General features: G+C 56.0%; 18 protein-coding genes, 3 tRNA genes and 1 pseudogene. 14 read left to right on the top strand and 8 right to left on the bottom strand.

Annotation, left to right across the window (positions count from 1 at the left end; translation table 11 throughout):
- Positions 1-10 precede the first annotated feature (10 nt).
- The 4 genes from SP68_RS07010 (at position 11) to SP68_RS06995 (ending at position 3073) form a co-directional block, all read left to right on the top strand.
- Positions 11-940, top strand: coding sequence for a formate/nitrite transporter family protein (locus SP68_RS07010; RefSeq protein ID WP_008803900.1), 930 nt, complete (start codon positions 11-13; stop codon positions 938-940).
- 89 nt (positions 941-1029) lie between these two features.
- Positions 1030-1104, top strand: a tRNA-Arg gene (locus tag SP68_RS07005).
- 249 nt (positions 1105-1353) lie between these two features.
- On the top strand, positions 1354-1836 hold the full coding sequence (locus tag SP68_RS07000) for a WbuC family cupin fold metalloprotein (protein ID WP_008803899.1): 483 nt from the start codon (positions 1354-1356) through the stop codon (positions 1834-1836).
- A gap of 376 nt (positions 1837-2212) precedes the next feature.
- The gene (locus tag SP68_RS06995) at positions 2213-3073 is read left to right on the top strand and encodes a hypothetical protein (protein WP_012967487.1); all 861 of its coding nucleotides are present in this window, start codon (positions 2213-2215) and stop codon (positions 3071-3073) included.
- Here SP68_RS06995 and cynR read toward each other — a convergent pair.
- Positions 3070-4011, bottom strand: a complete 942-nt coding sequence (gene cynR / locus SP68_RS06990; RefSeq protein WP_022066017.1) for a transcriptional regulator CynR — start codon at positions 4009-4011, stop codon at positions 3070-3072. The two genes, SP68_RS06995 and cynR, sit on opposite strands and share 4 nt — an antisense overlap.
- A gap of 132 nt (positions 4012-4143) precedes the next feature.
- Between cynR and SP68_RS06985 the strand changes: the two genes are divergently transcribed.
- From SP68_RS06985 to ypdK, 3 genes are all read left to right on the top strand, one after another.
- Positions 4144-4602 carry a nucleoside deaminase gene (locus SP68_RS06985; RefSeq protein ID WP_016161607.1) on the top strand — a complete coding sequence of 153 codons (459 nt, stop codon included), beginning with the start codon at positions 4144-4146 and terminating at the stop codon, positions 4600-4602.
- Positions 4599-5795: a cyanate transporter gene (locus SP68_RS06980; RefSeq protein WP_040968763.1), complete on the top strand. Its 1197-nt coding sequence runs from the start codon at positions 4599-4601 to the stop codon at positions 5793-5795. The genes SP68_RS06985 and SP68_RS06980 overlap by 4 nt, the downstream gene beginning before the upstream one ends.
- 338 nt (positions 5796-6133) lie before the next feature.
- Complete coding sequence (ypdK, locus tag SP68_RS27745; RefSeq protein WP_099119320.1) at positions 6134-6205, top strand: membrane protein YpdK; 72 nt, start codon at positions 6134-6136, stop codon at positions 6203-6205.
- Positions 6206-6275: 70 nt separating this feature from the next.
- On the opposite strand, the gene alaC is transcribed toward ypdK, so the two are convergent.
- Positions 6276-7490 carry an alanine transaminase gene (alaC, locus tag SP68_RS06975; protein ID WP_008803894.1) on the bottom strand — a complete coding sequence of 405 codons (1215 nt, stop codon included), beginning with the start codon at positions 7488-7490 and terminating at the stop codon, positions 6276-6278.
- An 88-nt stretch (positions 7491-7578) separates the two neighbouring features.
- Between alaC and SP68_RS26150 the strand changes: the two are divergent.
- The 3 genes and pseudogenes from SP68_RS26150 to SP68_RS06960 all read left to right on the top strand — a co-directional run.
- Positions 7579-7753, top strand: a pseudogene (locus SP68_RS26150) (phytanoyl-CoA dioxygenase); the annotation flags it as partial.
- Positions 7754-7873: 120 nt separating this feature from the next.
- Positions 7874-9571: a sensor histidine kinase gene (locus SP68_RS06965; RefSeq protein WP_012540955.1), complete on the top strand. Its 1698-nt coding sequence runs from the start codon at positions 7874-7876 to the stop codon at positions 9569-9571.
- Positions 9572-9582: 11 nt separating this feature from the next.
- A complete protein-coding gene (locus SP68_RS06960) occupies positions 9583-10320 on the top strand; it encodes a LytR/AlgR family response regulator transcription factor (protein WP_012967486.1) in 738 nt (245 codons plus the stop codon).
- A gap of 52 nt (positions 10321-10372) precedes the next feature.
- Here the strand turns inward: SP68_RS06960 and glk are convergent, their stop codons facing one another.
- On the bottom strand, positions 10373-11338 hold the full coding sequence (glk, locus tag SP68_RS06955; RefSeq protein ID WP_012540954.1) for a glucokinase: 966 nt from the start codon (positions 11336-11338) through the stop codon (positions 10373-10375).
- A 263-nt stretch (positions 11339-11601) separates the two neighbouring features.
- Between glk and SP68_RS06950 the strand changes: the two genes are divergently transcribed.
- Positions 11602-12837: an ion channel protein gene (locus SP68_RS06950; protein WP_022066014.1), complete on the top strand. Its 1236-nt coding sequence runs from the start codon at positions 11602-11604 to the stop codon at positions 12835-12837.
- Here SP68_RS06950 and SP68_RS06945 read toward each other — a convergent pair.
- Entirely contained in the window at positions 12834-14495 is a 1662-nt protein-coding gene (locus SP68_RS06945; protein ID WP_022066013.1) for an alpha-keto acid decarboxylase family protein, read from the bottom strand. The two genes, SP68_RS06950 and SP68_RS06945, sit on opposite strands and share 4 nt — an antisense overlap.
- Positions 14496-14675: 180 nt before the next feature.
- On the opposite strand from SP68_RS06945, the gene mgrA reads away from it, so the two are divergent.
- Together mgrA and SP68_RS06935 are read left to right on the top strand one after the other, a co-directional pair.
- Positions 14676-15668: an L-glyceraldehyde 3-phosphate reductase gene (gene mgrA, locus SP68_RS06940; protein WP_032730868.1), complete on the top strand. Its 993-nt coding sequence runs from the start codon at positions 14676-14678 to the stop codon at positions 15666-15668.
- 130 nt (positions 15669-15798) lie between these two features.
- Entirely contained in the window at positions 15799-16152 is a 354-nt protein-coding gene (locus SP68_RS06935; protein ID WP_008803887.1) for a DUF2502 domain-containing protein, read from the top strand.
- 57 nt (positions 16153-16209) lie between these two features.
- Here the strand turns inward: SP68_RS06935 and SP68_RS06930 are convergent, their stop codons facing one another.
- A complete protein-coding gene (locus SP68_RS06930) occupies positions 16210-17451 on the bottom strand; it encodes an Nramp family divalent metal transporter (protein ID WP_012540951.1) in 1242 nt (413 codons plus the stop codon).
- A 346-nt stretch (positions 17452-17797) separates the two neighbouring features.
- Here SP68_RS06930 and nupC point away from each other — a divergent pair, with 346 nt between their 5' ends.
- Positions 17798-19000 carry a nucleoside permease NupC gene (gene nupC, locus SP68_RS06925; RefSeq protein ID WP_012540950.1) on the top strand — a complete coding sequence of 401 codons (1203 nt, stop codon included), beginning with the start codon at positions 17798-17800 and terminating at the stop codon, positions 18998-19000.
- A gap of 48 nt (positions 19001-19048) precedes the next feature.
- Here the strand turns inward: nupC and SP68_RS06920 are convergent, their stop codons facing one another.
- The 3 genes from SP68_RS06920 to SP68_RS06910 all read right to left on the bottom strand — a co-directional run bounded on the left by SP68_RS06920 (position 19049) and on the right by SP68_RS06910 (position 21622).
- Complete coding sequence (locus SP68_RS06920) at positions 19049-21220, bottom strand: EAL domain-containing protein (RefSeq protein ID WP_012967481.1); 2172 nt, start codon at positions 21218-21220, stop codon at positions 19049-19051.
- A 209-nt stretch (positions 21221-21429) separates the two neighbouring features.
- A tRNA-Ala gene (locus SP68_RS06915) sits at positions 21430-21505 on the bottom strand.
- 41 nt (positions 21506-21546) lie between these two features.
- Positions 21547-21622 (bottom strand) — tRNA-Ala (locus tag SP68_RS06910).
- Positions 21623-21654 lie beyond the last annotated feature (32 nt).

The following is a 21654-nucleotide window of genomic DNA, read 5'->3' as shown; positions in this document are numbered from 1 at the left end:
GGGCCACGAAATGGATGAACTAGACAATAACAAATTAAAACCAGCGGATGACGAGCGAGAAGTCGAAAGTGAAGAAAAACAGCGCGGAGAGGAAATAGAAGTGGATGAAGATCGCCTGCCCTCGCGGGCGATGGCCATCCATGAACATATTCGCCAGGAAGGGGAAAAAGAGATGGAACGCGATGCGCTGGCCCTGCTGTGGTCAGCCATTGCGGCCGGCCTGTCAATGGGCGCCTCCCTGCTGGCAAAAGGGATTTTTCACGTCAAACTGGAGGGGATCCCGGGCGGGTTTTTACTGGAAAATCTCGGGTATACCTTCGGCTTTATTATCGTGATCATGGCCCGCCAGCAGCTGTTCACGGAAAATACGGTTACCGCCGTTCTGCCGGTGATGCACAATCCCACCCCAGGTAACATCGGTTTGCTGATGCGGTTGTGGTCGGTGGTGCTGGCTGGCAACCTCATCGGTACCGCAGTGGCCGCATGGGCCTTCAATTTTATGCCCGTCTTTGATGAACCAACTCGTCAGGCCTTTGTCAGCATCGCCGAAGACGTAATGAAAAACAGCCCGACGGAGATGTTCGCTAATGCGATTATTTCCGGATGGCTGGTCGCCACCATGGTCTGGATGTTTCCTGTCGCCGGTGCGGCCAAGATCGTGGTGATTATTCTCATGACCTGGCTTATCGCCCTGGCGGATACGACTCATATCGTGGTGGGATCGGTCGAGATCCTTTATCTGGTGTTTAACGGAAGCCTGCCCTGGAGCGACTTTATCTGGCCGTTCGCCCTGCCGACGCTGGCGGGAAATATCTGCGGAGGGACCTTCATCTTCGCGCTGCTGAGCCATGCGCAGATCCGTAACGATATGAGCAGCAAGCGAAAAGCGGAAGCCCGCGCCCAGGCCGCGGAGAAAGCCAAAAACGCCGACCGGGCATAAAAAAAGCGCCGTGAGTGGCGAGGGTTTAAGCAGTCAGACGGTATGGCTCTTACTCAGGCGGGCAAAAAACGCTATACTCGCACCGCCTTGTCCCCTTAGTTAAATGGATATAACGAGCCCCTCCTAAGGGCTAGTTGCAGGTTCGATTCCTGCAGGGGACACCATATAAACGTTGACCGCTATTTCCCACCATTACCTAAACGCCAGCCATGGCATATTCTTCTCGCCATCATAATTTGCCGAAATTATCCGCGAGTGGATTAGCCAGGACAGGAAGGGGCGCCCCAGTCAATCGCACAGACAATAAACCGACAAAAACGCGCATTCCGCGTACAATGCCCCTTGGCTTAAACAGTCATAAGCCACTACCCCAGTGCAACCTTCTCTGGACGATACAGGAGCCAGGCGTTGATATGAAACAGATCACCCTCAGCGATATGCAGCAGCAGAGCGAAGCGGCAGCCAGTGCACCGCGCTTGCGTGCCCATCGCAATTTTCATCCCGAACTAAGCGACCCGGTACAGCGCCTCGCCATTGCGATGGAACCCGGCACCTATATCCGTCCGCACCGGCACAGACATACCTTCGAACTTTTGCTGCCCCTGAAAGGCCGCTTTGTGGTACTGAATTTTGATGACAATGGCGTAGTCACCCGCCGGGTGGTGCTGGGTGAAACCTGCACGGCGCTGGAAATGGAAGCCGGTACCTGGCATACGGTGCTCTCGCTCGACCCGGGCGGGATGGTTTTTGAAGTTAAGCAAGGTGCTTATCAGCCGCTTGCCGAAGTTGACACCATGGCCTGGGCGCCTGCCGAAGGCCAACCGGGCACCGCAGAGATGATGGCATGGTATGCCATCGCGCAGCCGGGTGACCGTTTTCTGTCGACGCCACAATAACAACAGCTACACCAAACAGACGCGACTGGCGTCTGTTTGCCCCCCCTGCCGACCACGAAGGTCGCCAATTGACTGTCCCTTTCTTCGTACTCCGCTCGTGCTCGCCTTCAACATTCCTGCAAAAAGATTCCTGCCAGAAAGAAATGCTTATATTGAGCAAACTATTTTTCTCTACGAATAAGAGATGATAAGATAACGGGATAAAGTAAATACGCGGCAGCAAAACAATAAAAACAGCCAACTTATCGACATATTATTCTCAATGTGAATGGGTTTTGTTAATCAGGTAAAGGAAGTCAGCGGGAAGAATAAATCCTTGTCATCGATGCTTTTTGCTCACCATGGCGATTTATTTTTTCATCGACGTACAATTCTTATGAATATTACAGAACGGAATATCTGGAAGCTAAATAATTTACCGCCAATGGAGTATTGCTCTCTGGCGCGGGCGCAAAAATTATTAAACTGCGAACTTGAAGACATTCTTCACTGGCATGATATTGGTGCGATCAATCTCTGTCTGAAGCTTAATCCGACGCGGGGAACATTAAAAATAGCCGTCCTTTCTCATCAGGAAAAAGACGTGACCACCGCGCTTAATCCGCTTGCCTCTGCCGAGGAAGTGGAGACTTTCTGGTCACCCCACTCCCATATCCGCAGCATTCTGCGGCTTGATGGCGATATTCCGATTGTGGAAACATTACGCGGAAATACGGTGACGCAGTTTAACGTAAAAGTGTCCGCATCCGGACTCTGGCACCCACACAGTCGGAATTTAATGGCGCTACTGGAGGCGCCTGATGATATTCTTTACGAAAACAGACTCAGCATGATGCTGCCCGACAAACCGTTTGTCTATTGTCATTTCATTCCGGATGAAGACGAATACTCTGCTATATCATTGAACCGCATCTATATCACCAGCCAGGCCATTGAGAAAATATACGCTCACAGTATTAGCGCCCGGCCTATGGACGTGACAAAAAATTCGCTGCTGGAACAAACCAGTTACATCCATCAGGAATTAACCGTCCTGCCGCAAAATGAGGTATTGCTGGAATTTATCCATTACCTTATTCAGTCCCATACCGTATTTAATGAGAAATTACAGAATATGGCCGAGCCAGACAAGACTCAACTCTTTCATCACGTACTGGAAAGGCTCAAAGAAGAGGGCATGCTCCGGGAGAATACCCTGCCCGATGAGGCCGATATCCTCAGCGAAGCCGATCGTTAGTCCAGGCTCGTCGGCAAGTGACGCAGGTCCTCATACAGGGCCTGGCCGTTTTCCTGCTCAAGCGTTACCGCGATTTCCCGCGCCAGCGCAATGAATTCGCGCGCCGCAGCGCTCTGCCATGCGCCCTGACGCTGCAGCAAACAGGCCGTGCGCTGCAGCAGCGCGGGCTTAAGCTCAATGGCCACGAGGTCATCATACTGTCCGGCGATCGCCGCTGGCAGCAGCGTCGCAAGCGGCGTGCCGCGAATAACCGTTAGTACGGCGCCGATGGAGTTGGCCTCCATCCGCACGTCAGGTTCGAGCCGATGGCGGCGACAATAGCGGTCGATCTGCTCCCGGGTGGCAAACTCGCTGCTCAGCAGGATCAGGGGCTGCGCGTCGAGAGCCTGTAGCTGCAGGTGGCTCTCATGAGCCAGCGGATGCGCGCGGCTCACCACCAGCGCGAGGGTTTCCGTCAGCAGCGGCTGAACCACAATATCCCGCGAGAGGCTCTCGCCAAAGGCAATTCCCACATCCAGTTCATCCTCCAGAAGCATCGTTTCCATCCGCTCCTGGTTCATCTCCTGGATAAGCAATTTCACTCCGGGGTAGCGTCGATAGTACGCCTCCACCAGCGGCCCCAGCATGTAAGTGGTAAAGGTCGGCGTCATGGCGATGCGGAGTTTACCACGCTGCAGATCTTCTGCGTCGTGCAGGGCGCGCCGCCCCTCCTCAAGATCGCGTAACACGCGGCGGGCATACTCCAGCCAGATCTCTCCGGCATCGGTCAGGCGGGTATAACGACCAGAGCGGTCAAAGAGCTGAACCTCCAGCATCGCTTCCAGCTGGCGGATCTGCTGTGACAGCGCAGGCTGGGAGACATGGAGCGCCGCGGCGGCGCGGGTAAATCCACGATGTTCTGCCACGGCGATAAAGTAGGAAAGATGGCGCAGGAGCATCCGCTTACCTATAAGCAATTCAAATAGGGTTCATCATAAATAAGTCTTTTAACTTATGAAACAAGATACGTACTCTCTACCTACCATCCTCTGCGTTTTTCACCATCAACATCATCTTATGCAGGAGTGACTATGTCCGCTGACGATCGCTATCTCCAGCGCGCATTAGCGCTGGCAAAACAAAATATTGCTGACGGTGGCCGCCCCTTCGGCGCCGTTCTGGTGCGGCATGATGAGATTGTCGCCGAAGCCGTCAATACCTTTCATCTGAACGGTGACCCAACGGCGCATGCCGAACTGAATGCCGTTCGCGATCTTGCCGCCAGACTGGGAAGCGAGGTGCTGCGCGAATGCGTTATCTATGCCAGCGGGCAACCTTGTCCTATGTGCCTGAGCGCACTCTATTTAACCGGCGTGCGGGAAGTATTTTTCGCCAACAGTAATCAGGATGGCGAGCCCTTTCAGCTCTCAACCACCGCGATTTATCAGCAGCTGCAGCAGCCGCTGTCCCGGCAGACGCTGCCAATCCACCACTGCCCGCAGCCGGAGGGGCCGGCACTTTATCAGCGCTGGGCGGAACAGCAACCATGACGCCCATGCTGCGACAGAATCTGACGCTGTGTGTCCTGGTTCTCATCGGGATAAACATGCGTCCGCTGCTCACCTCGATAGGTCCCTTGCTGCCGGATATCCGCGCCGCCAGCGGGATGAGCTATACCCTGGTCGCGCTCCTCACCGCCCTGCCGGTCATCGCGATGGGCGTGCTCGCGCTGGCCGGCGGCTGGGTCGATCGCACTGTTGGTCAAAACTGCAGCATTGCGCTGAGCCTGCTGATTATCGCGGCGGGTGCCCTGCTGCGGGAAAGCGCCCCACATAGCGGTTTGCTGCTCAGCAGCGCCCTTGCGGGGGGAATTGGCATCGGCATTATCCAGGCCGCCATCCCGGCGGTGATAAAGCGGCTGTTCGCCCGGCGTACGCCGCTGGTGATGGGACTATGGTCGGCGGCGCTGATGGGCGGCGGCGGGTTAGGCGCTGCGTTCACGCCATGGCTGGCGTCACGCAGTACGGTCTGGCACCAGGCGCTGGCCTGGTGGGCGCTCCCTGCCCTGCTGGCCCTGCTCGGCTGGCTGGCGATTTGCCGGCAATTGCCTCGCGCACCGCATCAGACCAGCGCTTCCCCCCGGGTCGCGATTATTGGCCAGCGCCGCGCCTGGACGCTGGGACTCTATTTCGGACTGATCAATGCCGGTTACGCCAGTCTGATCGCCTGGCTGCCGCCCTACTATATCCAGCTTGGCGATAGCGCCCAGTACAGCGGCTCACTGCTGGCGCTGCTGACCGTCGGGCAAACCGCGGGGGCGCTGCTGCTCCCGGCGCTGGCTCGCCAGGATGACCGACGCCAGCTTCTGCTGTTCGCGCTGGCGCTACAGCTCATTGGCTTCTGCGGCTTCATCTGGCTGCCGCAGCACGTCCCAGCGCTGTGGGCCATCGCCTGTGGAGTGGGTCTGGGTGGCGCCTTTCCCCTGTGCCTGGTGCTGGCGCTGGATCACGCCGGACAACCGGCGGTAGCCGGCCGGCTGGTGGCGTTTATGCAGGGTATCGGATTTATCATCGCAGGCCTCTCCCCCTGGCTTTCCGGCCTGTTGCGTAGCCTGAGCGGGAACTACACGCTTGACTGGTCCTGGCATGCGCTCTGCGTCCTGCTACTCATGGCGCTCACACTGCGCTTTATCCCGGCTCACTACCCGGCCGAGTGGCGGCCGCGCGCCTCTGACCAGCATTAAATCGGCGGCGGCGCGTAGCAAAGAAATTGCGCGCGCCCTCGCTGGCCGTCCTCCATTTTGCCCATCGCCAAAATCCGTTTTAACAGCGTCGCTGGCGTGAAATTTATTACCGGGTGAAATTAATGTGTCGCCGAATCACGACACTCCTAAGTAACTAAAAATTAATAAAAAAATGCCCCTTGTTTCCCTCATTTTTTAGGCGTACATTAGCGCCATCTGGAGCACAAAGCGCACAGAATTGCGAGCTGCCGCAACGTGATTTTTCACCTGCGACAGCCCAGGAATAACAGAACAATTAATTCATTTGAACGTCGCACAAGCGCGTGGAGTGATGAATCGTGAAATACTTCTTTATGGGCCTCTCTTTTATGGTCATCGTTTGGGCCGGTACTTTTGCCCTGATGATCTAGACTGCAGCGGTGTCAAAAAAAACGGGAGCCCACTGGCTCCCGTTTTTGTTATGGCGTATTCGCCGAAGCGCTAGCTCGCGGCGGGCAGCAAGCCATCGGCGCGGAACATCGCCTTGATGCCACGGATCGCCTGGCGCGTACGGTCCCGGTTTTCGATCAGCGCGAAGCGGACGTGAGTATCGCCATAGTCGCCAAAGCCTATCCCCGGCGAGACGCAGACCTTCGCTTCATTAAGCAACTTTTTCGCAAACTCCAGCGAGCCCATGGCAGCGTAAGGTTCCGGTATTTTTGCCCAGACGTACATGGACGCTTTCGGACATTCCACCATCCAGCCGGCTTCGTGGAGCCCTTTCACCAGCACATCGCGACGGCGCTTATATTGTTCGGCAATTTCACGCACGCACTGCTGATCGCCCTCAAGGGCAGCGATCGCCGCCACCTGCAGCGGCGTAAACGTGCCATAGTCGTGATAGCTTTTGATGCGAGCGAGGGCATTCACCAGGGTCTTATTGCCGACCATAAAGCCAATGCGCCAGCCGGCCATGTTATAGCTTTTCGACAGGGTAAAGAACTCGACGGCGACATCACGCGCGCCGGGCACCTGCATAATGGAGGGCGCTTTCCAGCCGTCATACACGATATCGGCATAGGCCAGATCGTGGACGACCAGGATGTCATACTGCTTCGCCAGGGCGACGACCTTTTCAAAAAAGTCCAGCTCCACACACTGCGCCGTTGGATTCGAGGGAAAGCCAAGGATCATCATCTTCGGCTTCGGGTAACTCTCGCGGATGGCGCGTTCCAGCTCGTTAAAGAAATCCACACCTTCCACCAGCGGCACTGAGCGCACCTGCGCCCCGGCAATCACCGCGCCATAGATGTGAATCGGATAGCTGGGGTTTGGCACCAGCACCGTGTCGCCATGATCCAGAGTCGCCAGCATCAGGTGCGCCAGCCCCTCTTTCGAACCAATGGTGACGATCGCTTCCGATTCCGGATCGATGTCAACGTTATAGCGTTCTTCATACCAGCGTGAAATGGCGCGACGCAGGCGCGGGATCCCCCGCGACGTAGAGTAACCATGGGTGTCAGGCCGTTGGGCAACGGTGCAAAGTTTTTCCACGATATGCGGCGGCGTCGCGCCATCGGGATTGCCCATACTGAAATCAATAATATCCTCGCCGCGCCGGCGCGCAGCCATTTTCAGTTCAGCAGTAATATTAAAAACGTACGGGGGGAGACGATCGATACGCGTAAAACGGCGTTCAGGACTGGATTCAGCCATAGGTTCCTCTGATTAACGTTAGCGCCCGGACCGTCCGAGCGACGCTGCCGCTGTTGCGGCTCGTTTAGAAAATAACCTGAAAAAAAACATGTTGTCGAGAGGGCCGGTAAAAAATATTCCCTGGCATATAAAACGGGTATCGACGGCGCTAAATACGGCAGTTCATCGCCGGAATAGTCCAGAGTTGTATAAAGAGTGGTAACATATTGATATCTTTCTTAACACAGAATTTTATCGTTAAAAGCCTGGGCCACCGCTCTCGCGGTGGCGTCCCATCAATCCCCTTTAAAAAGCATGCCTTTTCCTCATTATATTTCTGCGGCTGGTCTTCTGCCGTCAGGTTTTTTATCATGTTCTTTTCTGGCCACTGACGCGGCACACCCATGCACGAAATTTTTACGATGATGCTGGCGGTCTATGATCGTGCGGCCCTGATGCTTATTTGCCTGTTTTTCCTCATTCGCCTGCGCCTGTTCCGCGAACTGTTGCACAAGTCGGCCCATACGCCGAAAGAGCTGCTGGCCGTGACCGCCATTTTCTCGCTGTTTGCCCTGTTCAGCACCTGGTCCGGCGTCCCGGTGGAAGGTTCGCTGGTGAATGTGCGCATTATCGCCGTCATGTCCGGCGGGATTCTGTTTGGTCCGTGGGTAGGGGCAATTGTCGGGGTGATTGCCGGCGTACACCGCTACCTGATTGATATCGATGGCGTCACCGCCGTGCCCTGCTTTATCACCAGCATTGTCGCAGGCCTGCTGTCAGGATTGATTAACCGTAAAGTGGCCCGCGATCAACGGTGGAAAATCGGCATTCTGGCCGGCATGGTGTGTGAGACCCTGACCATGATCCTGGTGGTGGTCTGGGCGCCTTCCCTGAGCCTCGGCCTGGATATCGTCTCTAAAATTGGTATCCCGATGATCCTCGGCAGCGTCTGCATCGGTTTTATCGTGCTGCTGGTGCAGAGCGTGGAAGGGGAAAAGGAGGCCAGCGCGGCGCGGCAGGCAAAACTGGCGCTCGATATCGCTAACAAAACCCTGCCGCTGTTTCGTCACGTTAACAGCGATTCTCTGCGCCAGGTATGCGAGATTATCCGCCGCGACATTACCGCTGACGCGGTGGCGATCACTAATACCGAACATGTACTGGCCTACGTGGGCGTGGGGGAGGCCAACTATCAACACCACGACGATGTCATCAGCCCTACCACCCGACAAGCGATTCGTTATGGAAAAATCATTATAAAAAACAATGATGAAGCCCACCGCACGCCGGAGATCCACTCCTTGATGGTGATCCCGCTGTGGGAAAAAGGGGTGGTGACCGGCACGCTAAAAATCTATTACTGCCACGCCCATCGCATCACTTCGACGCTGCAGGAGATGGCGATTGGCCTGTCGCAAATAATCTCCACCCAGCTGGAAGTCTCCCGCGCCGAACAGCTGCGCGAGATGGCCAACAAAGCGGAGCTGCGCGCCCTGCAAAGCAAAATTAACCCGCATTTTTTATTCAATGCCCTGAACGCGATCTCCTCCTCGATTCGCCTTAATCCAGACACCGCGCGCCAGCTCATTTTTAATCTGTCACGCTACCTGCGCTATAACATCGAATTAAAAGACGATGAGCAGATTGATATCAAACGAGAGCTGTATCAGATCAAAGATTATATCGCCATTGAACAGGCGCGATTCGGCGACAAGCTGACGGTCATCTATGATATTGACGACGACGTCAGCTGCGTGATCCCGAGCCTGCTTATCCAGCCGCTGGTGGAAAATGCCATCGTTCATGGTATCCAGCCCTGTAAAGGCAAGGGGGTGGTGACGATCGGCATTAACGAGTGCGGCAATCGGGTTCGCATCAGCGTTCGCGACACCGGCAACGGCATCGATCCCGCCGTGGTCGCTCGCGTGGAAGCCGACGAAATGCCGGGAAATAAAATCGGCCTGCTTAACGTTCATCACCGGGTGAAGCTCCTCTACGGCGAGGGGTTGCATATCCGCACCCTGACGCCAGGAACAGAAATCGCCTTTTATGTCCCCAATCAACACACGCCGCAGGCGCTGACGGAGTCTCTGTTGTCATGAGCGGAGAAAAGATGAAAGTTATTATTGTGGAAGATGAGTTTCTGGCTCAGCAGGAGCTCTCCTGGCTTATCAACACCCACAGCCAGATGGAGATCGTCGGCAGCTTTGACGATGGCCTGGACGTACTGAAGTTTCTCCAGCACAACAAGGTCGATGCCATTTTTCTCGATATCAATATTCCGTCGCTGGACGGGGTTTTGCTGGCGCAAAACATCAGCCAGTTTGCCCATAAGCCTTTTATCGTTTTTATCACCGCGTGGAAAGAGCACGCCGTGGAAGCCTTTGAGCTGGAGGCGTTTGACTACATCCTGAAGCCCTACCAGGAGTCACGCATCATCAATATGCTACAAAAGCTAACCGCCGCCTGGCAGCAGCAAAATAACGTCGCTGCGGGAGCGACCAGCGCGGCGCCACGAGAAAACGACACCATCAATCTGATAAAAGATGAACGAATAATCGTCACCAGCATTCATGATATTTATTATGCCGAGGCGCATGAAAAGATGACGTTCGTCTATACCCGCCGGGAGTCATTCGTCATGCCGATGAACATCACCGAATTCTGCAGCAAACTGCCCACCGCACATTTCTTTCGCTGCCACCGCTCGTACTGCGTGAATCTCAGCAAGATCCGCGAAATTGAGCCGTGGTTTAACAATACCTATGTGCTGCGCCTGCGCGACCTTGAATTTCAGGTGCCGGTGAGCCGCAGTAAAGTGAAAGAGTTTCGCCAGCTGATGAATCTGTAGAGGCGGGAAGTCCCGCCATCCGGGCTACGACGGTAGCCCGGGAGGGATGCGCTTATAACACCTGGCCCAGCGTCTGACGCAGATGCGCGCCAGAGCCCAGCAGGCCCGGGTTTTCATGCACGATCAGGTAAACCGGAATATCCTGAACATAAGCTTTGAAACGGCCTTTGTCTTCAAAACCGCCGCGGAAGCCGGAGGCTTTAAAGAACTCCAGGAAGCGCGGTACGATGCCCCCGGCGATATACACGCCGCCAAAGGTCCCGAGAGTCAGCGCCAGGTTTCCGCCGAAGCGGCCCATAATGACGCAGAACAGCGATAGCGCCCGGCGACAGTCGGTACAACTGTCCGCCAGCGCTCGCTCGGTGACCTCGCGTGGCTGCAGGTTTTCCGGCAGGCGGCCATCAGACTTCACAATCGCGCGGTACAAATTGACCAGTCCGGGACCCGAGAGCACGCGTTCTGCGGAAACATGCCCCAGCTCGGCGCGCAGCTCTTCCAGAATAATCCCCTCTTCTTCGCTGTTCGGCGCAAAATCGACATGACCGCCTTCGCCCGGCAGGCTGACCCAGCGCTTGTCAACGTGCACCAGATGCGCCACGCCAAGCCCGGTTCCGGCGCCATAAACGGCGATCGGTTTGCCCGCTACCGGAGCGCTGCCGCCAAACTGAATGAGGTGCTCGGCTTTCAGCATCGGGATGGCCATGGAAACGGCGGTAAAATCGTTAATTATCTCCAGATGGGCAAAGCCAAGGTTGCGCTTCATTTCAGCGATGGAGAAGGCCCAGGTATGGTTGGTCATCGCTACCCAGTCGCCGGTGATCGGGCAGGCAATGGCGATACAGCCTTCGTTGACGGTCACCTGGTGCTCCTCCAGATAGACGCGCACCACCGCCTCCAGACTGGGATAATCGAGCCCGGAATAGGTCTTAGCACGAGAGATCTCTCCGCTCGCCAGATCACATAGCGCCAGGCGGGCGTTGGTCCCCCCGACATCTCCTACTAAAGCAAATTTTGTCATTCCGTTACGGCTCCGCTAAAGTCAAAATAATTCTTTTGGCACACTGTAAATTCATGGCGGCTTAACAACAACGTCCAACGCGCAGACGCCCCTTGTTTAGCGACACAGGTCACATTTAGTTTGTAATCTATGCAAGGTAGTCGGTAAACGACGCCGCGGGAATCAGACGCCGCCTTAACTTTATCGTTTCAGCACCATTTGCATCGACGGCCCCTACCGACGAAGGCAAAGTAGTGCTTCAGAACTTTGACAAGGACATTTTCATGCTCCATCCTCGCGCCAGAACAATGCTGATCCTGTCGGTGCCGGCCATCCTGATAGGTATCGCCTGCAGTCTGATCCTGATCGGCGCGATGAAGGTTGCCGCGCTGCTACAGCGCGTGCTGTGGAGCAATCTGCCCACCCAGTTGGGGATCAGCGCTGACAGCCCGCTATGGATTATCGCCATGCTCACGGCGACAGGGATCGCCGTGGGCCTGGTCGTCCGCTACAGCCCGGGACACGCCGGGCCGGATCCGGCGACCGAATCGCTCATTGGCGCCCCCATTGCCACCGGCGCGCTGCCCGGGCTGCTGGCCGCGCTGATCCTCGGCCTTGCCGGCGGCGTCAGTCTCGGCCCGGAGCATCCGATTATGGTGGTGAATATTGCGCTGGCCGTCGCCGTCGGTTCACGGCTGTTTCCGCGCGTCAGCTCGCTGGACTGGACCATCCTCGCGGCCTCAGGCACCATCGGCGCCCTCTTCGGCACCCCGGTGGCCGCCGCGCTGATTTTTTCGCAAACCCTCAACAGCAGCAACGAGTCGCCGCTGTGGGATCGTCTTTTTGCGCCGCTGCTTGCCGCCGCCGCGGGCGCGCTGACGACCGGGCTGTTTTTCCACCCACATTTCACGCTGCCGATCCCCCATTATGGCCAGATGCACTTCGTCGATATCATCAGCGGCATGATCGTCGCTCTGATTGCTATCGCCGTCGGCATGGTGGCCGTCTGGTGTCTGCCGCGCCTGCACGCCCTGATGCATCGCCTGAGACATCCCATCCTGACGCTGGGCATCGGCGGGCTGCTGCTGGGGATCCTGGGGACTATTGGCGGGCCCTTAACGCTGTTTAAGGGGCTGGATGAGATGCAGCAGCTGGCTTTCAGCCAGACGCTAACCGCCGCGGATTTTCTGCTCATCGCGCTGGTCAAACTGGCTGCCCTGGTGCTCGCCTCCGCCAGCGGTTTCCGCGGTGGGCGGATTTTCCCGGCGGTCTTCGTCGGGGTGGCGCTGGGGCTGATGCTGCATGCCCACGTGGATGCCGTGCCAGCGGCGATCACCGTCTCCTGCGCGATCCTCGGCATGGTGCTGGTCGTCACCCGCGACGGCTGGCTTAGCCTGTTTATGGCCGCCGTGGTGGTCCCGGATACGACGCTGCTACCGCTGCTGTGCATTGTGATGCTCCCGGCCTGGCTGCTGCTGGCCGGGAGGCCGTTGATGATTGCCAAACGACATACCGACTAAACGCGGCTGTTTCGTTCCTCCAGCGCCTGCGTCACCGCACGCAGGAAATCGGGGATATCCATTTTCGGTAGCATCACTTCGACCAGGGTAAGGGTATCGGAGGTGATGCTTTCCGCCATCGCTTCCCGTAGCTCAGCCGTGTGCGTGACCCGCCAGCAGCGAGAAACAACGTCCGGGGCGAAAGCTTCCGGCAGCCGCTGCCAGTCCCACAGGGCGATGTCATTGTAGCGCTGCTCAGGGCCATGAATCGCCCGCTCCACGGTATACCCTTCGTTATTCAGCAACAGAATAAGCGGTTTTTGCTTATCGCGAAGCATAGAGCCCATCTCCTGAATCGTGAGTTGGGCAGCGCCATCGCCGACAATCAGCACCACCCGCCGCTCTGCCGCCGCGGTTTGCGCGCCATAGGCCGCCGGGAGGGTAAAACCAATCGATCCCCACAGCGGCTGGACGATCAGCGATGCCTCAGAGGGGAGCTTAAGCGCCGCGATGCCAAACGCCGCCGTCCCCTGATCGGCGAGGATAATATCGCCGGGGCGCAGCGCATCCTGCACTGTCGACCAGAAATTCTTCTGGGTTAACTCGCCTTCGCCCTCCTCTTCCACTTCCGGCGCCACGACCTGAGGCGCCGCCCACTCCGCCGCCAGCGGGGCGGAAAGCGTCATTAATGCAGCCAGAGCTTGATCCATCGGCACGCCGCTGAACCAGTGGTCGCCCACCCTGACGGCGAAGGGCTGGATCTCAATGGTCTTCTCCCGCGCCAGATGCTGGGTGAATCCCGCGGTGATAGTGTCGGTGAAGCGCGTACCAATGCAGATGATGGTGTCGGCGTTTTCAATCGCCTCCCGGGTCTGCGGGGCGCTGGCGATCCCGCTATAGGTCCCGACAAACCCGCTCAGCTGCTCATCGAACAACCCCTTGCCCATTAGCATGGTGGCGTGAGCGATGGGGGTTTTCGCCACCCACTCCCGGAGCGTGTTCTGCAGACCATAGCGTTGCGCCAGGAAATCCGCCAGCAGAGAAATGCGTCGGCTGCCCCGCAGCAGGCGGCTGGCATGTTCGCGGAACCCGGCGAGCTGGTTTTCATCCGCCGGAGCGGGCTCCACCAGTAAGCGCTGGGCTGGGGCAATCGCTGCTGCTCTGGCGACATCGGCCGGCAGCATCAGATAGCCGGGCCGATGATGCGTCAGCATATCGCGCAGGACACGGTCGATCTCATGGCAGGCGTTGCCGGCGGTCAGCAGCGCCTGGCTGCAGGTGATCTGCTCGCTCATGCGGGCGAAATGGCGAAAATCGCCATCGCCGAGGGTATGGTGCAGCAGTTCGCCACGCTGCTGAGCGCCGGTAGAGGGCGCGCCGACGATATGCAATACCGGAATATGTTCCGCATAGCTACCCGCAATGCCGTTCAGCGCGCTCAGTTCGCCGACGCCGTAGGTGGTCAGCAGCGCACCGGCCCCTTTGATGCGCGCATATCCGTCAGCGGCATAGGCCGCATTCAGCTCGTTGGCGCAGCCGACCCAGCCTAATGCGCTGTGCGCGATGACGCGATCGAGAAACTGTAAGTTGTAATCCCCTGGTACGCCGAACAAGCGGTCAATACCGCAGTCAACGAGGCGATCCAGCAGATAATCCCCAATAGTGTAGGTCGGTTGCATGTCCATTATCCTCATTTTGGTGCAGGTGTAATTTGAGTATTGAATAAGCGATCCGCCTGTCCAGAAGGGGGACGATAAAGCCGGTGTAAAGCAATAGTTACGCCCAAAAAGCGGTGTACTCCACGCAAAACATTGATTAGTGTAAACGCATACACACCCTGTTTTATCTGCGGAGGAAGAATGGTTTACCAGGCAAGCACCACGCGATATCAAACGATGGAATATCGTCGCTGCGGTCGCAGCGGCCTTCAGCTCCCGGCGATTTCTCTCGGCCTGTGGCACAACTTTGGCGACGAAACGCGCGTGGAGATCAGCCGGCAGATGCTCCTGCACGCGTTTGACCTTGGCATAACTCATTTCGACCTCGCCAACAACTATGGGCCGCCGCCGGGTTCAGCAGAGAGCAATTTTGGCCGCATTCTGAAAGAGGCGCTCCAGCCCTATCGCGATGAGTTGATCATCTCCACCAAAGCGGGCTACACCATGTGGGACGGCCCGTACGGCGACTGGGGCTCACGCAAATATCTGGTGGCCAGTCTTAACCAGAGCCTGCAGCGCATGGGGCTGGAGTATGTCGATATTTTTTATCATCACCGCCCGGACCCGCAGACCCCACTGATGGAAACAATGCGTGCGCTCGATCATCTTGTCCGTCAGGGTAAAGCGCTGTACGTCGGGATCTCCAACTATCCGCTGGCCCAGGCGCAGGAGGCGGTGAAGATCCTTAACGACCTCGGTACGCCCTGCGTCATTCACCAGCCCCGCTATTCGATGTTCGAACGCAGTGCGGAAGAGGGGCTGCTGGATTTTCTGCAGACGGAAGGGGTGGGAAGTATAGCGTTTTCACCGCTGGCGGGCGGACAGCTTACCGATCGCTATCTGAACGGTATCCCGGCCGACTCTCGCGCCGCCAGCAGCAGTCGTTTTCTGCAGCCGGAGCAACTGACCGCCGCGCGATTAGAAAAAATTCGTCAGCTAAATACGATAGCGGAAGAGCGCGGGCAGAAGCTGTCGCAGATGGCGCTGGCCTGGGTTCTGCGCGAGGAGAAAGTGACCTCCGTGCTGATCGGCGCCAGCAAAACCACGCAGCTGGATGATGCCGTCGGCATGCTGCAGAATCGCCATTTCAGCACCGAAGAGTGCGCGGCCATCGACGCCATCCTTGCGCTGTAAAGCAAATGTTACTTTAGCAAAAAGTGCTCTTTTCTGCGCTTTCGGAGTTCGTCCGATGCGGCGGGTCTTTACCGGCCCGTAATATCAGGTTAACAGGCCGCTTACGGCCCCGATCGTGAAGGAGAAGAGTATGTTCAGGTCACTGATTCTGGCAGCAGTACTGCTGGCCGCAGCGCCACTAGTCGCTAACGCTGGTGAAATCACCCTGCTGCCATCGGTAAAATTACAAATAGGCGATCGTGACAATTACGGTAACTACTGGGACGGTGGCGGCTGGCGCGACCGTGATTACTGGCGTCGTCACTATGAATGGCGTGATAACCGTTGGCATCGACATGACAACGGCTGGCACCGCGGCTGGGACAAGGGTAAAAATAAAGCCTGGGAGCGCGGCTATCGTGCTGGCTGGAGCGACCGCGACGACCACCGCGGCGGCTGGGGACGAGGCCCGGGCGGACGTGGCCATGGCCATGGTCATCACTAACAGACGAAAAGGGGAGCCCATTGGCTCCCCTTTGCTTTAACCAGCGCGGGTCAAGAACTACGCCACGCCGAGCAGCGATCCCACAATTAACCAGCCGTTCAGACTCACCACAATGGCGACAATCACCCAGCCAGTGACTCTCACCCAGCGGGTATTCACCAGGTCGCCCATCAGTTGCGCATTGCTGGTAAATATCAGCAGCGGCACCAGAGCAAGCGCAATACCAAAGCTCAGCAGCACCTGACTCATCACCAGGATACGCGTAGGATCCAGCCCCAGCAGGATCACCACAAACGACGGCAGCATGGTGACCGCCCGGCGAAACCACAGCGGAATATGAAAGCGGATAAACCCCTGCATGACGACCTGCCCTGCCAGGGTACCCACTACCGTCGATGATAAACCTGCAGCGACCAGGCTCAGACCAAAGATGGTCGCCGCCGCGTGGCTCAGCAGTGGCTCCAGCGTTCTGTAAGCCTGATCGAGATCGGCGACGCCGGTATGGCCGTTGAAATGGAATGCCGCCGCGGCGGTCGCCATCATCGCCAGGTTGACAAACCCGGCAATGGTCATGGCGATCGCCACATCCCAGCGGGTCGCGTTATAGCGTTCTTTCCGCGTACCGCCGTGCAGATGCTGGGTAAGCGAGGAATGTAAGTAGATAACGTGCGGCATAATGGTCGCCCCCAGTACCCCGGCGGCTAAGAATACCGCCTCGCCGTTGGGCAGCGTAGGGATCACCAGCCCTTTTGTCAGGGGGGCCAGCGCGGGCTGAGAAAAGATCAACTCCACGACATAGGCCACAGCGACAAACAACAGCAGCCCGCCGATCACCTTCTCCAGCGGCTTTTGCCCGCGCCGCTGCAGCATCAGGATCAGGAAGGTCGCCACCCCGGTCAGCACCGCCCCCTGCAGAAGCGACACGCCCAGTACCAGCTTAAAGCCAATCGCGGCGCCGATAAATTCAGCCAGGTCGGTGGCCATCGCAATGATTTCCGCCTGCACCCAATAGAACCACACCACCGGGCGCGGGTAATGGTCACGGATCTGCTCGGCCAGATTTTTGCCGGTGGCAATGCCCAGTTTGGCAGAGAGCACCTGGATCAGCATCGCCATCAGGTTGGCCCATACCACGACCCACAGCAGCTGATAGCCAAAGCTGGCGCCAGCCTGAATGTTAGTGGCGAAATTACCGGGGTCGATATAGCCAATGGCAGCGACGAAAGCGGGCCCCATGAGGGCGAGCTTCACCTTGCGCGCGGCGCGACTACTGCTATTCTCAACGCGACTGCTAGTCATCTTCTGCCTCTGGAAATATAGCCTTTGCTATGTTTCATGCTATCAAAATGCGAATGATTATCAAGTTCATTTAAAATGGAGATAATGATTGCTGTGATAGGCGGGAACAATAGCTGGCCGGAAATGAAAAACGGGCGTTAGAACACGAGAGCGTGCCCAGTACTAAGAGTAGTACAAGAATGCAACTTTTAAAACCTTTACGTAACATAACAAAAGTGGATGTTTGATCACTATTTTTGCCATTGGTCACAGTTCCTTGCAATAGTGTGCAATTGATCTCGTTTTCTTTAAAGCCGTTGCATAGAATGTGCACGGAAATTTAACCTGCCTCATATTTGGAGCAACTATGGACCGCGTCTTGCATTTTGTCCTCGCGATCGTTGTGGTGGCTATACTGGCCCTGTTGGTCAGTCACGACCGTAAAAAGATCCGTATTCGTTATGTTGTTCAACTGCTTGTCATCGAAGTCCTGCTGGCCTGGTTCTTCCTGAACTCCGATATTGGTCTGGGTTTTGTGAAAGGCTTCTCTGAGATGTTTGAAAAGCTTCTCGGGTTTGCCAACGAAGGGACAAACTTCGTGTTCGGCAGCATGAACGATAAAGGTCTGGCCTTCTTCTTCCTTAAGGTTCTGTGCCCTATCGTCTTCATTTCCGCGTTGATCGGTATTTTGCAGCATATTCGTATTCTGCCGATTGTCATCCGTGCCATCGGTACCGTTCTGTCGAAAATCAACGGCATGGGCAAGCTGGAATCCTTCAACGCCGTGAGCTCGCTGATCCTCGGTCAGTCGGAAAACTTTATCGCCTATAAAGATATTCTCGGCAAAATGTCGCGCAACCGCATGTACACCATGGCGGCGACGGCGATGTCCACCGTGTCGATGTCGATCGTAGGCGCGTACATGACCATGCTGCAGCCGAAGTATGTCGTCGCGGCGCTGGTGCTCAACATGTTCAGCACCTTTATCGTTCTGTCATTGATTAACCCGTACCGCGTGGAAGAGAGCGAAGAAAATCTGCAGATGTCGAATCTGCACGAAGGCCAGAGCTTCTTCGAAATGCTGGGCGAGTACATTCTGGCGGGCTTTAAAGTCGCGATTATCGTGGCGGCGATGCTGATCGGCTTCATCGCGCTGATCTCGGCCCTGAACGCCCTGTTCGCCACCGTGACCGGCTGGTTCGGCTACAGCATCTCCTTCCAGGGGATCCTCGGCTATATCTTCTACCCGGTTGCCTGGGTGATGGGTGTGCCGGCAAGCGAAGCGCTGCAGGTGGGCAGTATTATGGCCACCAAGCTGGTCTCCAACGAATTCGTCGCCATGATGGATCTGCAGAAAATCGCCTCGACGCTCTCTCCGCGTGCGGAAGGCATTATCTCTATCTTCCTGGTCTCCTTCGCCAACTTCTCATCTATCGGCATCATCGCCGGGGCGATCAAAGGCTTGAACGAAGAACAGGGTAACGTGGTTTCTCGCTTCGGTCTGAAGCTGGTCTACGGCTCCACGCTGGTTAGCGTGCTGTCCGCTTCGATTGCGGCACTGGTTCTGTAACAGGCGCCTATCATCTGAGCCGGGCAATGCCCGGCTTTTTTTTACCCGTCATTCGCCCAACGGCTGAGGCTTACCGACCAGGTAACCCTGCAGATAATTCACGCCCAGTTCCAGCAAGCGCGCTTTTTGCGGTTCGCTTTCGACATATTCCGCCACCACGCTCATCTGTTTCGCCCGCGCCATTTCGACAATCGATTTCACCATAATGGCATCCAGCGGGTCCGTCAGAATGTCGCGGACGAAGCAGCCGTCAATCTTAATGATATCGGCCTGCAGATGCTTCAGTCGTTCATAGTTCGCATAACCGGTGCCAAAGTCATCAATGGCGATGGCGCAGCCAAACGCGCGCAGCGCGTCGAGATTTTGCTGGCTGGTGTCGGCATTGGAGAAGGCCTGCTCTTCGGTCACCTCAATGGTGATAAGATCTGGCGAAATGCGATAGCGTTGAAACAGCGCGATAATCTGCGCCGCGCTGTCTTTTTGCATCAGGGTTGAAGGCAGCAGATTGACCGAGAACCGCTGGCCGGGATGCTGATGGAGCGAACTGAACAGGGTCTCCAGCACCAGCATGTCAAAACGCTGGCTGAGGTTAAACTGCACAATCAGCGGAATAAACTGATCCGGCATAATGACGCCGTCACCACAGCGCATGCGCGTGAGGATCTCATGATAGCCCTCCCCCTCCGCGTTTTGAATCGGTTGCGCATAGAGCACCAGCGCCCGCTCTTTGAGAACCTGCTTGACGCGCATCAGGAGGCGTACCTGCTCGGTGGTTTGATCCACCACCAGCTCCTGCTCCTCATCCAACGCCAGTACCCGGCGTTCACTGCCCGCCTGTTCGGAAAGCCAGCTGAGCTGGCCCAGCATCTGGTGCAGCGTCTCACCCTGACCGTCATCACGGCTCCATGCCGCGCCAAACTCAAGATCCAGCGGCTGATTATGCCAGCTGAACTTTTTGTGGTTGAGGATGGCGACCATATGGTTTAGCCGCGCCGCAGGGTCCGGCCCGTCAAGCACGAGGATCAATTCGCTGCCGGGAACCTGGAAGACTTTATCCGTTGCCCCCAACAGCGGCTGAAGCGCCCGGATGATTTGCCGTTTACAGTCCACGCCCATCATTAGCCCATAATGTCGGCTAAGAAAATCGAGATTATCGATACGCAAGCTGCAGATAGCCTGCAGAGGACTGCTCTGTAAATGGCTCACCAGCGCGCGCAGATTAGGTAAGCCCGTCAGCGGATCCTCTTCCGCCTGGCTACGCCAGCGGCGTTTATTGCGATCGCTGCGGGCATAGGTGTCTGCCATATAAAACAAACAGATAGTGAAGGAGATCAGGACTGACAGCACAAAGGATAATGAATACTCGCTCTGGACGCCCTGGAGAAAGTTTTTATTATACACCACCAGCAAAAAGGCTGAGACAGACCATGAAATACGCAGCAGCGCATGACCAATCCGGCTAATCCCGATAAAGTAGACAATAAATATCACCGGAACTAAATAACCGGCAATAAATTCAGACTGATACGGCGCACACAGTAAAGTTAATAAAAGCGCCAGCGAGATAAACCAATATAGGGTAAAAGAACGATGTTTGGGTGCCAGCCATGGTAAACATTCCTGACGCCAGAAACGTCGGGCATAGTGCGGACTGATAATCATCCGCATTGGATAATAAAGAAACGTCGTAAAAATTAATGCCGCGCTGATTAAACTTTGGATATCTATTACGGTATAAATCAACGGCATACTACCAAAGTAACTGGTAATAGATAATGGAAACGCAAAATATTGCCCGGCAAGGTACATGGTGATTTTCAACAGCACCGGCGCGAAGAAGCCGCCCCAGAAGATCCGCGCCCCCATATGTTTCGCCGTGGGGCCACACCGCCAGCGCTTGCCCACCATCAGGCGTAAAACAGCGCAGGAGACAAACACAGCAAACAGCTGACAAAAGAGCAGAATAAGCGCCTGTGACAGCGTTAATTCAATGAGAAAGCTATTGGTAATGGCAAACGCGAGAATTAATGGTGCGATCGCATAGCGGCCAAAGATAAAAATAACAGAAAACATCACGCTGATTGGCAGCCAGGCAATATAAATAAGATTGCCATCAATAACCGTTTGCGGTGAAATAAAACGAGCCAGCGGAATAGCGACTAAACTGACGAGAAAGGCCAACAGAGTTTTTTTGATATTAATGTTAATTTTATCAAGCATTATTGTTAATTAAAACTCCGGCAACCTCATTACGTTTAATGGGGGAAATGTTATGTTGCTTATTTAGGGCAGGCAAGGTGAATTATCAGGAAAAAGTCTGAAATTACTTTCGATTTTAATAGCTGGAGATTAACTGACTTAACCAGAAAGTGCTTTACATGAAAACAGCTAAAAACAAAAACCCCCGCCGAGGCGAGGGTTCTGAATTTTGGTGGAGCTAAGCGGGATCGAACCGCTGACCTCTTGCATGCCATGCAAGCGCTCTCCCAGCTGAGCTATAGCCCCACAGGACCTCTTTACGAACCAAATCTGCTGGGTGCAGAATTTGGTGGAGCTAAGCGGGATCGAACCGCTGACCTCTTGCATGCCATGCAAGCGCTCTCCCAGCTGAGCTATAGCCCCGTAACGTAAAGCGTGTCGTGTTGACGGGCGGC

Source organism: Klebsiella variicola, from assembly GCF_000828055.2.
GTDB lineage: Bacteria > Pseudomonadota > Gammaproteobacteria > Enterobacterales > Enterobacteriaceae > Klebsiella > Klebsiella variicola.
Note: the sequence above shows the minus strand (reverse complement) of the source record. Positions and strands in the feature narration are given on the sequence as shown.

Bases quoted from the DNA above. Each gene is read 5' to 3' on its own strand.
- SP68_RS07010 (WP_008803900.1), top strand. From the start codon at position 11: ATGGATGAACTAGACAATAACAAATTAAAACCAGCGGATGACGAGCGA.
- SP68_RS07000 (WP_008803899.1), top strand. From the start codon at position 1,354: ATGAAACAGATCACCCTCAGCGATATGCAGCAGCAGAGCGAAGCGGCA.
- SP68_RS06995 (WP_012967487.1), top strand. From the start codon at position 2,213: ATGAATATTACAGAACGGAATATCTGGAAGCTAAATAATTTACCGCCA.
- cynR (WP_022066017.1), bottom strand. From the start codon at position 4,011: ATGCTCCTGCGCCATCTTTCCTACTTTATCGCCGTGGCAGAACATCGT.
- SP68_RS06985 (WP_016161607.1), top strand. From the start codon at position 4,144: ATGTCCGCTGACGATCGCTATCTCCAGCGCGCATTAGCGCTGGCAAAA.
- SP68_RS06980 (WP_040968763.1), top strand. From the start codon at position 4,599: ATGACGCCCATGCTGCGACAGAATCTGACGCTGTGTGTCCTGGTTCTC.
- alaC (WP_008803894.1), bottom strand. From the start codon at position 7,490: ATGGCTGAATCCAGTCCTGAACGCCGTTTTACGCGTATCGATCGTCTC.
- SP68_RS06965 (WP_012540955.1), top strand. From the start codon at position 7,874: ATGCACGAAATTTTTACGATGATGCTGGCGGTCTATGATCGTGCGGCC.
- SP68_RS06960 (WP_012967486.1), top strand. From the start codon at position 9,583: ATGAAAGTTATTATTGTGGAAGATGAGTTTCTGGCTCAGCAGGAGCTC.
- glk (WP_012540954.1), bottom strand. From the start codon at position 11,338: ATGACAAAATTTGCTTTAGTAGGAGATGTCGGGGGGACCAACGCCCGC.
- SP68_RS06950 (WP_022066014.1), top strand. From the start codon at position 11,602: ATGCTCCATCCTCGCGCCAGAACAATGCTGATCCTGTCGGTGCCGGCC.
- SP68_RS06945 (WP_022066013.1), bottom strand. From the start codon at position 14,495: ATGCAACCGACCTACACTATTGGGGATTATCTGCTGGATCGCCTCGTT.
- mgrA (WP_032730868.1), top strand. From the start codon at position 14,676: ATGGTTTACCAGGCAAGCACCACGCGATATCAAACGATGGAATATCGT.
- SP68_RS06935 (WP_008803887.1), top strand. From the start codon at position 15,799: ATGTTCAGGTCACTGATTCTGGCAGCAGTACTGCTGGCCGCAGCGCCA.
- SP68_RS06930 (WP_012540951.1), bottom strand. From the start codon at position 17,451: ATGACTAGCAGTCGCGTTGAGAATAGCAGTAGTCGCGCCGCGCGCAAG.
- nupC (WP_012540950.1), top strand. From the start codon at position 17,798: ATGGACCGCGTCTTGCATTTTGTCCTCGCGATCGTTGTGGTGGCTATA.
- SP68_RS06920 (WP_012967481.1), bottom strand. From the start codon at position 21,220: ATGCTTGATAAAATTAACATTAATATCAAAAAAACTCTGTTGGCCTTT.